This window comes from Treponema sp. C6A8 (assembly GCF_000619925.1).
Taxonomy (GTDB): Bacteria; Spirochaetota; Spirochaetia; order Treponematales; family Treponemataceae; genus Treponema_D.
Genome location: NZ_JHVB01000001.1, coordinates 483,967 through 500,119, shown reverse-complemented (window position 1 = coordinate 500,119; position 16,153 = coordinate 483,967). Strand labels below are relative to the sequence as shown.

Here is a 16,153-nt window from a genome sequence, read left to right as displayed (position 1 = left end):
TTAAAATCCTTCAGAAAGATAATATACAACGTTTGAAAAACTCATGCAGACAAGGCTGAAAAGAATGTTAAAAATCATAGTCAGCAGAACTGCCACGCTTTTTAGTTTTTCCCCTTTTGTGATAAGTCTGATTATAGTCTCTCCAAAAATCAAAATCGAAAAAATCAAAAGGACAATCGAACTGAAAGAAAGTGTTGATAAAATCAGCTGCTGGCTTTCTGCCTGGAAATTCTGATAGTTTCCGGCAATGTAAAGCACCACAAGTACAAGACAAAAGAAAAACAGGGAAAATACGATGTTTTTTATCAGTCTGTATAAAAAAGAAAGAGGATGTTTTTTCAGCTGTCTTATAAAAACATTTTCAGTCTGCATGCTTGCCCAAACAATTTATGATAGTATATTATCAAAGAACTTGATTTCCATGAAGAAGTTTTTAGCCTGTTTATTCATTTTGACTATTTTCTCTGCCTTTGTTTTTTTTGTGGGATGGACTCAGGTAAAAGTGCCTCCTAAATCATACGCGCTGGTCGTTTCCAAAACCAGCGGCGTAAGCGATAAAATCGTTAAGAACGGTGAGTTCTCCTGGTTCTGGCAGTTCCTGCTGCCAACTAACGCTTCCCTTGTCAGATTCAATATAGAGCCTTATTTTTCAACCACTAAAACCTTTTCTTCAAAACTTCCTTCGGCTGATTTTTACAAGAGCAGTACAGATTCAACTCCTTCCTTTGCCTACAATTTTAATTTTTCAATTTCAATGACCGTAACGCCGGAAGATTTTCTGGAACTTTACAAGGCAAATAAGGTCACAGACCAGGAAAGCCTTATGAAGTTTTTTGATTCAGCGGCTGATTACATAATTCAGCTTGCGGGAAATTACTATATAAAAAAACATGAAGAAAACCCAAATTTTCATCCCGAAAACGTACGTCGGGAAGATTTAATCCGTGCAATTCAGTCATATAAGGAATACCCGGAGCTTGAAATAATAACAGTTTCTCTTACTTCTTGCGAAATGCCGGATATCAGCCTTTACAATCAGATTAGAAATCACTTTGACGCTTCTGAATATTTTGCCGGAAAAAATCCGGAAAATCAGAAGACAGACAATACAAATACAAACTCAGGTGACTGGAATGAATAAGAAACTTATTGCCGTGCGCGGCGCGGTCTGTTCAGAAAATAAAAAAGAAGAAATTACAAAAAATGTTTGCACTCTTTTCAATCAGATTGTAACATTAAATAAACTGAAAGCAGAGGATATTGTCTCTGTTCAGTTCACACTTACAAATGATATTACGGTTTTGAATCCTGCAACTGCGCTTCGTCTTGGCCAGACTGTAATTGAAACTTCTGATCTTGCGCTTTTCTGCAGTCAGGAGGCTTTTATCGAAGGCGGTATGAAAAACGTTATCCGCGCTATGATTACGGCCTACGCAGAGGAAAGTATAGTAAAACAAAATGTCTATTTGAACGGGGCTGAAAAACTCAGACCTGATTTAGGGTTTATAACAAAACCCTAAAAACGGCTGAGTCAAGGTTTTAAGCGAAGCGTGCCTTGACCAGACGTATTTTTCAAGATAGAGGTTTTTATGAAACTTTGGATTGTAAGTATGGAATGCGCCGGAATTGCTGAGGCAGGCGGCGTTAAAAACGTTACTTTTTCACTTTGCAACGAATTTTCAAAATTAAATAATAAGACATGTCTTTTTATCCCGGTTTTTAAGTGCAATACCTGGGATAATATCGAAAATCTTGAAAAAGACATTGCTTCGGCAAATATTGAACTCTGCGGGGAAGAGCAGACTGTTACTTATAGCCGGGGCACTTACTGCGATTCAGATTTTTCCGTAATTTTTGTAAATCATCCAAGTTTTGCTGAAAAAGAGGGTGTTTACACCTATACGGCTCATGAAGAAGAGGAAAATCCCTGTCACAGAAAAGGTTCCGGCCATGAGGATGCTCTTTTTGAAGATGTTTTGTTCCAGAAAGCTGTTGTCGCCTATGCCCTTATGCAGAAAAAAGCTGATTTACCTGAAATCATTCACTGTCAGGATGCTTCAACTTCAACTCTTCCGGCCTTGCTTGCGGCAGAAAAAAAGCTTTCAAAAATACAGACTGTAGTAACGATTCATAACTGCGGACCTGCTTATCATCATAGTTTTTCAAGTATTGGTGAAGCTGCATGGTATACCGGCTTAAAAACGCCTCTTTTGCGACGCGCCTTGAACCGCCATATGGTTGAGCCATTTCTGCTGGCAGCGGAGAGTGGCGCCCATCTTTCTACGGTTTCTGAAGTTTATGCTACAGAGCTTACAGATCCTGATAACTGGGATTTGACGGACGGACTTGCGCCTATATTTGCCGAAAGAGGAATTAAAATTACCGGAATTACAAATGGTTTTGATTTTGACCGCTATAATCCGGAAGACAAAAATATTTCCCTTTTGCCTTTTGAATTCAATCCTGAAAAACGTGATTTAGAAGGTAAGTGGAAGTGCCGCAAATTCTTCATTCAGAATATCGTAAATACAGATAACTATGACTGCAGCGGCGTAAAGAAAATCGGAAAGCTTGAAACTTCTTCTGATTTTTCTAAGGAAATCTATATTGCTTACCACGGACGTTTTGCAAGTCAGAAAGGCCTTACAGTCCTTGCTTCTGCTGTTCCTGTAATTCTGGATAACTTTGCAAATGTCAGATTTATTTTTATGGGGCAGGGTGAACCAGATCTTGAAAACAGCATAACAGAGCTTACTAACCGCTATCCCGGAAAAATTACTTACCTCAACGGTTATAACCGCTCGATTGCCAGAATGGTCTGCGCCATAAATGATTTTATCGTGCTTCCTTCATATTTTGAGCCTTGCGGACTTGAAGACTATATTGCTCAGAGTTACGGTACTCTTCCGGTCGCCCACAAAACCGGCGGACTCAATAAAATCATTGATGAAAAATCAGGCTTCCTCTATCAGAGAAATACGACAGACTGTCTTGTTGCAAAACTCTGCGAAGTAATCATGCTTAAAAAACTCAAGCCTTCTGAAATTACAAAGCTGATTAAGACAGCCTCAACATATATTCACAAGGAGTATCTTTGGAAGACTGTAGTGCAGAAAAAATATTTGCCATTTTTTAAAGAAATTTTGAAAAAATAGTATTTTAGGTGTTGACTAAAATCTTTCAAAAGAATATATTATAACACGTTCGACGCGCTAAGCGATGAACAACAAATAAATCTGCTGCCTTAGCTCAGCTGGTAGAGCACGTGATTTGTAATCTCGGGGTCGTGGGTCCAAATCCTACAGGCAGCTTTAATTCGGGGAGTTCGCATAGCGGCAATTGCAAGGGACTGTAAATCCCTCGACTCGCGTCTCCAGAGGTTCGAGTCCTCTACTCCCCATGATGTTTCAAGAGTTAGGTTTCCTAGCTCTTTTTTTTTGCTAAAATCCTTTTTAATCACTACCATAAATCCCCAAAATATTATAAACTTAAAAATGTTAAAAATTGAGGGGGCACTTTGTTAGTTCGTTTCTGGGGAGTTAGGGGTTCTCTTCCAACTCCGCTTTCACCGCAGCAAATAAAATCAAAAATTATGGCAGTCGTACAGCGTGTAAGTGCGGACGACTTAAAATCTGATGAAACACGTGCCCGTTTCGTATCAAACCTTCCTGACTGGATTTATGGAACTACAGGCGGCAATACTGCCTGTGTAGAACTTAAAGACTGTGATACCGAAATCATTCTTGATGCAGGTTCTGGTATCCGTGCCCTTGGAAAATCAAAAGACAAGCCTAAAAACAAGCATTATCACATCTTTTTTTCACACTTTCACTGGGATCATATTCAGGGACTTCCTTTTTTTGATGATATTTACAATCCTTCTGTAACAATTGATATTTATTCGCCATATGAAAATGCCCGCGCCTATCTTGAAAAGCAGATGACAAATCCATATCTTTTCCCTGTAGGTTATAACGCATTCACAAAAAATATCACTTTCCATACCCTTAAGCAGACAGATGAAATTATGGTAAATGACATTAAGGTGAATGTCTGCAAAATGAAGCATCCCGGAGATTCTTTCAGTTATTCATTTGAAAAAAACGGTAAAAAAGTTGTTTATGCAACTGATGTTGAGCTTGAGCCTGAAGATTTTGTTGTAACCGAAGACCGTAAAAAGGTTTTTGATGGGGCAGACTGCATAATTATTGATTCTCAGTATACGGTTCTGGATCATATCGCTAAAAAGAACTGGGGGCATTCAGCTTTCTGTTATGCAGTTGATTACGCCAGCTTCTGGAATATAAAAAAGATGTATATTTTCCATCATGAACCTACTTACAATGATGCAGAATTAAATGCCATCTTGAATACATCTAGACAGTATGCAATTCAGGTAGGTCATCCGGAACTTGAAATTAATCTTGCAAAGGAAGATACTGAAGTAAAAGTATGAGCGAAAACGAATCCGCATTCACACTGAACTATTCCTTTACTGCAAAAGAAATAAAGCTTCTTGCAAAATTTCTTCGTAAAAATGAAACAGAACTTCCTCACGGTTTAGAAAACTTTGCCAAGACTGTTGAAAATTCTGTTTATGACTGCATGACACTTGAAGAGGTTAAAGAATTTTACTCATGAAAAAAATCCTGCTTTTTATTGCATCTTTTTTAATGTTGATGCTGCTTTGTATTTATGCCTTTGTTTTTATTCAGACACGTCCTCTTAATAAAGCAGATGATAGAGATGTACGCGTAGAAATTCCTTCGGGCATGTCTGTTACTCAGATTTCAAAGCTCCTGAAAGAAGAAAAACTTATAAAAAATGCCCGTCTTTTTTATTTTTCCGTAAGATTTCCGGCTTTGAATTCATTTTTGTTTTTTAAAGAGCCAGCTTCATCAGGTCTGGTTTTGAAAAGCGGAATTTACAGATTAAAGCCTTCTATGGATTTTTCTGAAATTCAAAAGGAATTATCATCCGGTCAGCAGGAATTTATCGTGATTTCACTTCCTGAAGGCCTTACGATTTCTAAAATTGCCGCAATTCTTGAAAACAATAAAATCTGCTCGGCTTATGATTTTATTTCCTTCTGTCACGATACTTCTTCTGATATTTTTTCTGATTTTAAGATTTCAGGCGAGTCTCTTGAAGGTTATCTTTTTCCGGATACCTATTATTTTACAAGCGGAATGTCTGCTCAGGCTGCTGCCCGCATTATGGTTGAAAACTTCTTTGAAAAAATAAAGGAAGTTGATGGACTTGCAGAAAAATCTCCGTCAGAGCTTTTTGAAATCCTGACTCTTGCTTCTATTGTTGAGCGTGAATACAGAATTGCTGATGAAGCGCCTCTTATTGCAAGTGTATTCAAAAACCGCATTCGCCGTAATATCGGTCTTTATTCCTGCGCAACTGTTGAATATATCATCACTGAAATTCAGGGAAAGCCTCATCCAAAGCGAATTCTTCTTGATGATTTGAAAATCGATAATCCTTACAACACTTATAAATGGGCTGGGCTTACTCCGGGACCAATTTCTAATCCTGGCCTTATTGCCCTTGATGCCGCTGCTAATACTCCAAAAACTGATTATTACTTCTTTCAGATTGCTGATCAGGGTGCCGGACGTCACGTTTTTTCTACTACCTTTGAGCAGCATAAAGTCAATCATAATCTCTATACTAAAGATTAATTGTAAGAAGGGGATTGAGTTTGGCAGGCCGCATTTCTAAAGAAACAGTAGATGCAATTAATTCTCAGGCAGATATAGTCAGCATTGTCGGCGAATACACAAAGCTTGAACGCCGTGGTCCAAACGACTGGTGGGGCTGCTGTCCTATTCACGGAGAAAAAACACCTTCCTTTCATGTAGACGGCAACAATCACTTTTTTAACTGTTTCGGCTGTCATAAAGGCGGTACGGTAATTTCCTTTCTTATGGAAATGGAAAAAACTTCTTTTTATGACACTGTAATCGGACTTGCAAAAAGAACAGGAATTGAAGTTAAGTATGAAGACGGTGCTTCTGCGCCTGGGAATTTTGTTCCTGATAACACTGTAAATGAGCTTCTGGAGCTTTATGAGCGCACCGCCACAATGTTCAGTTATTTTCTTCTGGAAACTGAGCAGGGTAAACAGGCTTTAAAATATGCCCTTGGCCGAGGGCTTTCCCGTGAAATCATAGAAAAATTCAAGCTTGGTTTTGCTCCTGCAGACCGCCGCTGGCTTAAAAAATTCTTGAAGTCTAAAAATTACAGCGACGAATTTCTTGCAAAGTCAGGCCTTTTCAGCAAGAACTATCCGGACATTACGATTTTTTCTAACCGCCTTATGTTCCCGATTTTTAACCGCAAGGGACAGGTTGTCGCCTTTAGTGGCCGCGCCATGCCGCCGGATGATAAAGAGCGTAAATACATCAACTCGCCGGAACTTCCGACTTATAAAAAACGCGACACTCTCTTTTACTTCAATTTTGCCAAGAATGCCATCCGCCAGGAAAATAAGGTAATTGTCTGTGAGGGGAATATGGACTGTATTGCCTATCATCAGAGCGGTCTTGAATATGCCGTGGCGCCTTTGGGAACTGCCTTTACAGAAGAGCAGGTAAAAATCCTTCAGGGCTTTGCAGATACAATTCTTCTTTCTTTTGATTCTGATGAGGCGGGGCAGGCAGCTACAAAAAAAGCAATTTTAATGTGCAGACGAAGCGGACTTACAGTAAAAGTAATTCAGCTGCGTGGCGGCAAGGACCCTTCAGAAATTCTTAATAAATTTGGAAAAGAAAACTTGACTGCACAGGTAAACAGTGCTATATTAGATAGCGATTATTTTTTAATTAGACTAGGTGAAAAATACCCTGTGGACACTCCAGAGGGAAAAACTAAGGCTGCCCTTGAATATTTTGAGTACATCGATTCGCTTCAGTCTGATATTCAAAAAGAATCATGCCTGGATCAATTAAGTCAGGCATACAATCTGAAACCGGAGGCTGTAAAAAGGGATTTTAACAATCGTAGTCAGGCCAAAGAACGCGCAAACTTCCGGCAGGAAATCAATACAAAACCACAGAACATTGCAATAAAACCAGATGCGGAACTCCGCGGTTTGGTAGCAGTTATCGCCGACCTTAACCAGTTTATGGTTCTACGCCAGGAATTGACCCGGAATGATTTTAAAAATCCGTCAGCTCAAAAGTTATTTCAGATACTGGAGGAATGTTCTAGCCAAAATTCATTTGAGATTAATTCTATCCTTACAAAGTGCAGCGATGAAAGCCTTGTAAACTTTATAACGGCAAGCCTTTCTTCTGATTTATATAAGAGTGTGGATGTGAGTATCATTGTTAGGGATACTATAAAGTTTGTTAAGAAAAATAAACTCAACGATCAGAGAGAAAAATTGATGCAACGCATAAGGAATTACCAGATTATTACCGATGATGATAGAAAGCAGTTGAACAATCTTCTGGCTCAAAAACTTGAACTTGACCGACAGGTTCAAAAATTACAAAAGTAAGGGAACTTAGATGACCGAAACACTCGATTCTACTATTGAGAAACTTCTTGAATTTGCCAAATCAAAACCGTTTATTACATGGGATGAAATTATTGAGCGTCTTGGACAGGACTTTGTAAATCAGGATGAACTGATGGAACCTGTTCTTGATAAGCTTAAGGAAATCAACCGCGAGCCTGTAGAAACAGGAATTATCGGTGTTGATGACGAAGAGCCTCAGGATGATGAAATTGAAGAGTCAGATGAAGATGACGATTCAATGATTCTTGAAAATGATGATGAAGATGGTGTTCAGGATGATTCTGTAGCCGAAATTGAAAAGGCTGAAAAAGCTGCTTCAAAATCACGTCTTGTAAACAGTGATAAAGAAGCCAGTATTGATGATCCGATCAGACTTTATCTTCGTGAAATCGGCCGTGAAAATCTTCTTACTGCTGAGCAGGAAATTGAACTCTCCAAGGCAATGGAAGAGGGAAATAACATCATAAAGGATGTAATCAAAAATTCCGGAATCATGATTCCAGAGTTTTTTGCAATTGCACAGAAAGCATTTACCCGCATTGATATTCATGAATCAGGAAAAACCCGTAAGGAAATCAACGAAGAAATGGCTGATAAAAAGCGTCTTCGCGGATATTACGGCGAGCATTTGAAACCTGTTTTGCCGGAAATCAAGCAGTACATGAATATTAAAAAGCAGCTCTTTGAAGCTGAACAGTCAAGTTCAATTTTCCAGGATTCGCAGCTTGTTGAACTTCGTGGAGTAATTCTTGAAGAGTTAAAAAAAGTAGACATTCAGTCAGAAGAACTTGATAAATTTACTCAGAAATACCGTGATGCTGTAATCAAGATTGAAGAATATCACCAGAAACAGGAAAAGAAGATGAAGGAACTTCGTATTTCTAATCCTTCAGAGCTTCGTAACCTTGGTCGTAAAATTTCAATCCGTTCACAGGCTGTCATTCTTGAAGCAGAACTCAATATGAGCGCTGATGAAATCCGTGAAATTTATACACAGATTCAGAAGATTGACCGCAAGCTTCACCGTCTTGAATACGAGTTCGAAAATAATGTTGAAGACATTCTTGTAATGGCTCAGAACATTGAAAAGGGCCGCGTAATGATGGAAAAGGCTAAAAACCGCCTTATCAACGCCAACCTCCGACTTGTAGTTTCTATCGCTAAAAAATATACAAACCGTGGTCTTCACTTCTTTGATCTTGTTCAGGAAGGTAACATTGGTCTTATCAAGGCTGTAGAAAAATTTGAATACCGCAAGGGATTTAAGTGCTCTACATACGCAACCTGGTGGATCCGTCAGGCTATCACACGTTCTATTTCTGACCAGGCACGTACAATCCGCGTTCCTGTTCACATGATTGAACAGATTAACAAGGTTGTCCGCGAAAGCCGTCAGCTTATGCAGAAGCTTGGCCGCGAACCAACTGATGAAGAAATTGCACAGCAGCTTGGCTGGAACGTTGCAAAGGTTAAGCAGGTTAAAAATGTTGCCCGCGAGCCTATTTCTCTTGAAACTCCAATCGGTGAAGAGGAAGACTCAATCCTCGGAGACTTCATTGAAGATAAGGAAGTTGAAAATCCTGCAACACAGACAGCCTTTACATTGCTTCAGGAACAGCTGCGAACTGTTTTGAATACTCTGCCACCGCGTGAGCAGGAAGTTCTTAAGATGCGCTTTGGTCTTGAAGATGGCTATTCTCTTACTCTTGAAGAGGTTGGTCTTTACTTTGACGTAACACGTGAGCGTATCCGTCAGATTGAAGCCAAGGCTTTAAGAAGACTTCGTCATCCGCGCCGTGCCAACGGACTTCGCGATTATATCGAAACTTAAGTTTTTCTCATGGGGGTGGGGGGATTTAAGAATTTAACTCCGCCTCTTTTGTCTAGACTAAAAATCGTATTTAATGTATAGTTAATAATATTTTTATAAGGATAGTTACATGGTAACAGAAGTTTTTGACAATTTAAAAGAATTACAGAACATTCTAGTAGAAAAATATGATTTGGAAGCAAAGGTTTCTGAAGCTCCAAAACAGCTTTCTAGCCAGGATGAACTTTTAGCTCGTCTTAAAAAAGAATACATTGCAAAAAATACAGAGTATGATGAACTTAAAGAAAAAGTTGGCGTACTTAAGGTTGATTTAGACGAAGCTGTAAAATCAAGAGAAGCTGGTGAAAAGGGAATGGATAACATTACAACTCACCGTGAATACGAAGCTCTTGAGAAACAGATTGCAGAAGCTACAGATAAAGAAAATAATGTTCGTAAAGATTTGCAGAGAGAAGAAAAACGTCTTTCTGAATTGAACGAAAACCTTAAAAACTACGAATCTATGATTGCTTCACAGGAATCAGATTTGAATGCAAGCCGCCAGTCTTTGGATAACACAATTTCTGGTTACAACTCACGCATCGCTGAACTCCAGGCTGAAGAAGATAAAATCTCTCAGAATGTTGATAAAGAAATCCTCTTTAAATTTCAGCGCATCATTCAGCGCAATTCTGACGGTATAGTAGCTGTTCGTAACGGTGTATGTACAGGATGTCACATGATTCTTCCTGCACAGTTTGCTAACATCGTTCGCGTTGGTGATAATATTAATTTCTGTCCATACTGCAGCCGTATTCTTTTCTACGAAGAGGTAGCAGAAGACGAAGCAGAGAACTACTTTGACATCAATGCAGCCGGAAGTCTTGCTGATCTTGATGATGATTTTGAAGACGAAGGTGATGACGAAGATATGGAAAGCAGAGACGAAGAACTCGGCGATTCATATGAAGAAGATGATTCAGATTTGTCTGAGGACGATGAGGACGAAGACTTTGATGATGAAGCTGATGAGGAGTCTGACGAAGACGACTCTGAAGAGTAATTGATTTTTGAAAATAGGATAGGATATAACCGCTTTGCTGCCTTGTGATGATACAGGGCAGTGGTGAGGTAAAGTCCGGGCTCCTTCGGAAAAAATGCCGGGTAATAACCGGGCGAAAACAGGCAGCTGCAGATTTCTGCAAAGCCCCGTTTTTCGACAGAGAGTGCAACAGAAAATGTACCGCTCCTTGTAAAAGGAGTAAGGGTGAAAAGGTGGTGTAAGAGACTACCGGTCAGGTCGGTAACGACCGGCGCTTGTAAACCTCATTTGGAGCAAGGTTAAGCAGCAGTAAGGTTTTTCCGAGCTTTTTACTGCGGGTAAACCGCTGGAGCAGGCTGGTAACAGGCTTGTGTGGATAGATGGTTATGCGTGAAGTCTGATTTTTCAGGCTTTACAGAACAGAACCCGGCTTATTGTCCTATCTTTTTTTTATATTAAATTAAAAATGAAGATTGCAGAGAATACAAACCTTTACAAAATCAGGAATATGAAGCTGCTCAAAATGTCAAAAATATTTGCAGCGGTATTTTCTGTCCTTTTAATCCTTTTTGTTACCTTCTATATAATAATCGAAAGCCAAAAAAACAATATAAGCATCAGAAACATCAAAAAAGCCTGGAATGATAATTATGATTACCAGACTGTCTATGATATAAGCAAGCAGTTTTTACAGACAAAACCGTTCAATAATACAGCTTTAATTTACAACAGCTATGCAAGTTTTTTTCTTTCTCAGTCACAGCTGGAAAATCAGAAAGCCCAGGAATATCTGGACGAATGCATTACAAACTTAAGAATCGCAATTTATAATTCAAAAAAATCAATTCAGCCTCAGATTTATTACATGCTGGGTAAATCTTATTTTTATAAAAACTCCCTTTCAAGCCACTATTATTCTGACCTTGCCGTAAAATATCTACTTCTTGCAAAAGAAAACGGCTATAAGGCTGATGATATTCCGGAATATCTGGGACTAAGTTATGCTGCCCTTGGAATGACAGTAGAAAGCATTTCTTCATTTACAGAAGCCTTATTAATCAGAGAATCTGATACACTTTTGCTTTCAATTGCCGAACAATATTACAAAACAAAAGAATATAATGTTTCAAAACAGTACCTTTTCAGGGTGATAAATAATAGTAAAAATGATAATATTATTATAAAAGCACGAAACCTGATGGCGAACATACTTATCGATGAAGAAAAGTATGACGAGGCATTGGAAGAATTTAATAATGTTTTGCAAAAAACTGAAAATTCCGCTGACGCTCATTATGGAATTGGTGTAATATATGAAAAACAGGGCAATATTGTAAAGGCCAGAGCTGAATGGCGTGCCGCCTTAAAAATTCAGGCAAATCATCCGCTTGCTTTGCAAAAAATGTCCGAAAATTAAAATATAAAATATTCGTATAAAAAATAAGTTGGGAGGACTCGAATGAGTTTTTTGGATCATTTTTCTACTGACATTGGAATTGACTTAGGTACCTGTAATACATTGATTTATGTGCGCGATAAGGGAATCGTAATTGATGAACCTTCTGTAATTGCTGTTGAGCGCGGTACAAAAAAGATTGTTGCCGTAGGTTCTGAAGCTAAGCGCATGCTTGATAAAACTCCTGGAAATATTATTGCTATCCGCCCTCTGGCTGACGGTGTTATTGCCGACATCGACAGTACAGAAAAGATGATTAAATACTTCATTTCTAAAATTATCCCACGTCATCAGATTTTCAAATCTGTACGCATGAAGATTGGTATTCCTTCTTGTATCACTGATGTTGAACGCCGCGCCGTAATTGAAGCTGCCGTAAAAGCTGGTGCAAAGGAAGTTGAAGTAATTGCAGAATCACTTGCTGCCGCTATCGGTGCTGAAATTCCAATTTTTGAACCAGCCGGCCATATGGTTTGTGATATTGGTGGTGGTACTTCCGAAGTTTCAGTAATTTCTTTGGGTGGTATGGTTGTTACTCATTCTATCCGCGTTGGTGGTGATAAGTTTGATGAAGCAATCGTAAAGCACGTAAAGAACGTACATAACCTTATTATCGGTCAGACTGCCGCTGAACGCCTTAAGGTTCAGATTGGTAATGCTGCCCCTGAAAAAACAATCGAAAAGATGGAGCTTAAAGGTACAGACGCTGTAACTGGTCTTCCACGCCGTCTTGAAATCGACAGTGTAGAAGTACGTGAAGCTTTGAAGGAACCTGTAAGCAAAATCGTAGAAGAAATTAAGATTGTATTGAGCGAGACTCCTCCAGCTCTTGCTTCTGATATTATTGAACGCGGTATCGTAATGACTGGTGGTGGTTCTATGCTTCGTGAACTTCCAAAACTCATTTCTAAAGAAACTGGTGTTCCTGTAATTCTTGTTGAAGAACCTCTTAAGTGTGTTGCTCTTGGTGCTGGTAAGGCATTTGAAATGTTCAAAGATATGTCTTCTGAACGTTCTATTTACGACAGCCTTAACGACTAATAATCATGGCAAGAAAAAGCAAAGGCTTCAGGTTCGGCTTTTCAGAGTTTATTTTTATTCTCCTTGTTGTTGTTTCATCAACAATGCTGACATTCAATTCGGGAAAATTTATCCTTAATTTTAAGAAGATAGGTTTTTCCATTGTATCGTCAATTGAAAAGTGCGTATTTTCTGTAAGCGACGGAATTAGAAATACAGTTACATCTGTTGCCGAGCTGAGAAAGCTGAAAAAAGACTATAACGAGCTTGTAATCAAGCTTGAAAATTATGAAAAAATGCAGCGCAGCAATGTTGATATTCGAAAGGAAAATGAACGTCTGCGTGAACTTTTGGATTTTTCTGTAAGCGCTGAAGAAAAAAATATTCCGGCTCAGATTATTTCAAGAGAGCTGGATAATTCCTTTTCATATCTTACGATAGACAAGGGTAGTGTAAACGGCATTAAAAAAAATATGCCTGTCCTTGCATATCAGAACGGAAACCGCGGTCTTGTTGGAAAAATTGTTCAGGTAGGAACTTTTACAAGCCTTATCATGCCTGTTTACAATGTAAGCAATAACGTTTCTGCCCGTATTCAGAACACCCGAGACTTAGGCCTTGTAACAGGCCAGGGAAACCCTGACTTGCCTCTTCAGATGCAGTACATCAGAAAGCGTGTTGCTCCTGAATTGAATTTCGGAGACCTCATCGTTACTTCCGGTGAAAACGGCAACTATATGCGTGATGTTCAGATTGGAACGATTTCTAAAATCACTGTATTGGATTACAACTCTTCATTAAATATTGAAGTTACTCCTATTATTGATTTTTCACGTCTTGAAAACGTCATTGTAGTAAACCAGAAGGAACTTAATGACAAACACCTTCAGGAGGAAAAAGAATGACAAAATCAATTCTTGTAAGCACTTTTATTCTTTTTTGTTCTGTAATTATTGAATCATCTATTCTTTCAAACATAACTTTTCTTATGGTTGTACCGGATCTGGTTTTAATTTCTACTGTTTATTTTGCCCTTTTGAATGGAAAAACAGCGGGCTCTGTAACAGGTTTTATTTCAGGTCTTTTCCTTGATTTTGTAACGGGCATTCCTTTCGGCTTCAACTGCCTTTTCAGAACAATCATGGGCTATATTTTCGGCTCTTTTACAGAGACTGTCTTGCTCAAAGGTTTTGTAATTCCTATGGTAACAATCGGGCTTGCAACCTTCCTCAAGTCTCTTTTAGTTTCTGCAGTTATCGTATTCTTCCCGAATGTAAATGTTTTTCATGCTGGAATTATTTCGCAGGAATTCCTTTTTGAGTTTATTGTAAATATTCTGCTGGCACCTGTGATTTTCAAGTTTTTGAGCTTCTTTAATAATCTTCTGGAAATTTCAACAACTCAGGACAAGGTAGATAATGTATAACGGCAGCGGAAATACAGTTTCAAAAAACGCACGTATATTTCTTCTTCTCATTCTTTTTGCGCTGATATTCATTTCATATATTCTGCGTCTTTTTTCAATGCAGATTATTCACGGAACTCACTACCGTTCTCAGTCTCAGCGAATTTCAAGTTTGATTACAACATTGCCGGCCCAGCGCGGAGAAATTTTTGACCGTAACGCAAATCTTCCTATGGTTATTAATACGGAAAGCTTTGCGGTGGAAGTTACGCCGGGAAATATCCCTGCCAATATGTATGATACTGTTGCATCACGCCTTGCAAAGTATCTGAGCATCCCTAAATCTGAAATTGATAAGCGAATTCCAAAAAATATCCGACGTTCCTATTCCAGCGTAGTAGTAAAATCTAACGTTCCTTTCAGCATCATTTCAAATATTGCAGAAAATATTACGGATTTGCCTGGCGTTTCATGGGCTTCAAAACCTGTAAGAAACTATCTTCATACGCCGTCTCTTTCTCATATTGTTGGCTATGTAGGTACAATTACTCAGGAAGAAATGAACGTTTTGTATAACAAGGGTTATACTAAGGATAGTATTGTAGGTAAAACCGGTATTGAAAAGCAGTATGATACGCTTTTGCAGGGTACTGTAGGTCGTGAAATGTCCACAATCGACGTATTTGGCCGTGTTATTTCTGATGTACCTATCGTCGAGCCTCCAAAAATGGGTAACAACCTTGTACTTACAATTGACTCGGATATACAAAAGCTTGCTGAGGAGGCGCTTGGAAACAGAGTAGGGGCAACCGTTGTTTTAAAGCCTGCAACCGGTGAAATCCTTGCAATGGTTTCTTATCCTTACTTTGATTCAAACATCTTCAGTTCCGATGATGCGGGTACTGAATACGCAAAACTTTTGAACGATACATCAAAGCCTTTGATTAACCGTGCTGTTCAGCTTTCCTATCCGCCGGCTTCGACTTTTAAAATCATTATGTCTGCCGCAATGCTTCAGGAAAATGCCTATCCTTCGTCAAATAAAATTGAATGCCGCGGTTTCATGAACTATGGTGGACGTGTTTTCCACTGTCATATTCACAAACCCGGACACGGCTGGCTTGATCTTAAAAATGCCTTGGCTCAGTCATGTGATATTTACTACTGGACAATCGGTCGTGACTATCTTGGTATTGAAAAGATTTCTTCCTACGCAAAAGAATTTGGCCTTGGTCAGATTACTCAGATTGACCTGCCTAGCCAGGTTCCTGGACTTGTTCCGACTGCCGAATGGAAGGAAAAACGCTACCACGAAAAATGGCTTGGCGGTGATACAATGTCCTGTTCTATTGGTCAGGGCTACCTTGAAGCAACTCCGCTTCACCTTGCAAATATGATTGCAATGGTTTCTAACGAAGGTGTCATTTACAAGCCTCATCTTCTTAAGGAAGTCCGTGATTCTGTAACAAATGAAGTTATTTCGGAAGTAAAGCCTGAAATTCTGACTGAATCTACAATCGATAAAAAGGTCTGGCTTGAAGTTCAGGAAGCTCTCCGCTATACAGTAACAGACGGTACTCCACAGTATCCGATGCACAATAAACTTGTACAGATTGCCTGTAAGACCGGTACTGCAGAAGTTGATCAGTACAAGAGCTTGAACCAGTGGCATTCATGGCTGGTTGCCTATGCGCCTTACGATGCGCCTCCGGAAGAGCGGGTCTGCGTTGCAACAATCGTAGAAGCCGTTAATAAGTGGGAATGGTGGGCTCCATATTGTACAAACATCATCATTCAGGGAATTTTTGCCCATCAGACTTATGCAGAAGCAATTAAAGAGCTTGGATTTGAATATCTTAACAAGAACGTAGGAAGACGAGAGTAGG

15 protein-coding genes, 2 tRNA genes and 1 other RNA gene are annotated in these 16,153 nt (G+C 39.1%); 17 read left to right on the top strand and 1 reads right to left on the bottom strand.

Translation table 11 applies throughout. The features are described from left to right. Positions 1–372, bottom strand: coding sequence for a hypothetical protein (locus T530_RS0102235; RefSeq protein ID WP_027727610.1), 372 nt, complete (start codon positions 370–372; stop codon positions 1–3). Positions 373–421: 49 nt separating this feature from the next. Here T530_RS0102235 and T530_RS14555 point away from each other — a divergent pair, with 49 nt between their 5' ends. From T530_RS14555 to mrdA, 17 genes are all read left to right on the top strand, one after another. Next, the gene (locus T530_RS14555; protein ID WP_156011493.1) at positions 422–1,141 is read left to right on the top strand and encodes a hypothetical protein; all 720 of its coding nucleotides are present in this window, start codon (positions 422–424) and stop codon (positions 1,139–1,141) included. Beyond that, positions 1,134–1,520, top strand: a complete 387-nt coding sequence (aroH, locus tag T530_RS0102225; protein WP_027727608.1) for a chorismate mutase — start codon at positions 1,134–1,136, stop codon at positions 1,518–1,520. The genes T530_RS14555 and aroH overlap by 8 nt, the downstream gene beginning before the upstream one ends. Positions 1,521–1,589: 69 nt before the next feature. Further along, complete coding sequence (locus T530_RS0102220; protein ID WP_027727607.1) at positions 1,590–3,155, top strand: glycogen/starch synthase; 1,566 nt, start codon at positions 1,590–1,592, stop codon at positions 3,153–3,155. Positions 3,156–3,238: 83 nt separating this feature from the next. Next, a tRNA-Thr gene (locus T530_RS0102215) sits at positions 3,239–3,311 on the top strand. A 7-nt stretch (positions 3,312–3,318) separates the two neighbouring features. Beyond that, positions 3,319–3,400 (top strand) — tRNA-Tyr (locus T530_RS0102210). A 192-nt stretch (positions 3,401–3,592) separates the two neighbouring features. Then, on the top strand, positions 3,593–4,456 hold the full coding sequence (locus T530_RS0102205) for an MBL fold metallo-hydrolase (protein ID WP_252507346.1): 864 nt from the start codon (positions 3,593–3,595) through the stop codon (positions 4,454–4,456). Beyond that, positions 4,453–4,641 carry a hypothetical protein gene (locus T530_RS0102200; RefSeq protein ID WP_027727605.1) on the top strand — a complete coding sequence of 63 codons (189 nt, stop codon included), beginning with the start codon at positions 4,453–4,455 and terminating at the stop codon, positions 4,639–4,641. Before T530_RS0102205 ends, T530_RS0102200 begins: the two co-directional genes overlap by 4 nt. Beyond that, a complete protein-coding gene (mltG, locus tag T530_RS0102195; protein ID WP_027727604.1) occupies positions 4,638–5,690 on the top strand; it encodes an endolytic transglycosylase MltG in 1,053 nt (350 codons plus the stop codon). Before T530_RS0102200 ends, mltG begins: the two co-directional genes overlap by 4 nt. Before the next feature lie 20 nt (positions 5,691–5,710). Beyond that, the gene (gene dnaG, locus T530_RS0102190) at positions 5,711–7,513 is read left to right on the top strand and encodes a DNA primase (protein ID WP_027727603.1); all 1,803 of its coding nucleotides are present in this window, start codon (positions 5,711–5,713) and stop codon (positions 7,511–7,513) included. A gap of 10 nt (positions 7,514–7,523) precedes the next feature. Next, positions 7,524–9,365 (top strand): RNA polymerase sigma factor RpoD, encoded by a 1,842-nt coding sequence (gene rpoD, locus T530_RS0102185; protein WP_027727602.1) that lies wholly within the window; start codon positions 7,524–7,526, stop codon positions 9,363–9,365. 109 nt (positions 9,366–9,474) lie between these two features. Next, the gene (locus tag T530_RS0102180) at positions 9,475–10,407 is read left to right on the top strand and encodes a zinc ribbon domain-containing protein (RefSeq protein WP_027727601.1); all 933 of its coding nucleotides are present in this window, start codon (positions 9,475–9,477) and stop codon (positions 10,405–10,407) included. Between the two features lie 15 nt (positions 10,408–10,422). Continuing rightward, positions 10,423–10,836: RNase P RNA component class A (rnpB, locus tag T530_RS14620), an RNA gene on the top strand. A 16-nt stretch (positions 10,837–10,852) separates the two neighbouring features. Continuing rightward, positions 10,853–11,803: a lipopolysaccharide assembly protein LapB gene (locus T530_RS0102175; RefSeq protein ID WP_027727600.1), complete on the top strand. Its 951-nt coding sequence runs from the start codon at positions 10,853–10,855 to the stop codon at positions 11,801–11,803. Between the two features lie 42 nt (positions 11,804–11,845). Continuing rightward, positions 11,846–12,883, top strand: coding sequence for a rod shape-determining protein (locus tag T530_RS0102170; RefSeq protein WP_009107210.1), 1,038 nt, complete (start codon positions 11,846–11,848; stop codon positions 12,881–12,883). Positions 12,884–12,888: 5 nt separating this feature from the next. After that, entirely contained in the window at positions 12,889–13,767 is an 879-nt protein-coding gene (mreC, locus tag T530_RS0102165) for a rod shape-determining protein MreC (RefSeq protein ID WP_027727599.1), read from the top strand. Continuing rightward, positions 13,764–14,288, top strand: coding sequence for a rod shape-determining protein MreD (gene mreD / locus T530_RS0102160; protein WP_027727598.1), 525 nt, complete (start codon positions 13,764–13,766; stop codon positions 14,286–14,288). The genes mreC and mreD overlap by 4 nt, the downstream gene beginning before the upstream one ends. After that, positions 14,281–16,152 carry a penicillin-binding protein 2 gene (gene mrdA, locus T530_RS0102155; RefSeq protein WP_027727597.1) on the top strand — a complete coding sequence of 624 codons (1,872 nt, stop codon included), beginning with the start codon at positions 14,281–14,283 and terminating at the stop codon, positions 16,150–16,152. The genes mreD and mrdA overlap by 8 nt, the downstream gene beginning before the upstream one ends. Position 16,153: the final 1 nt, after the last annotated feature.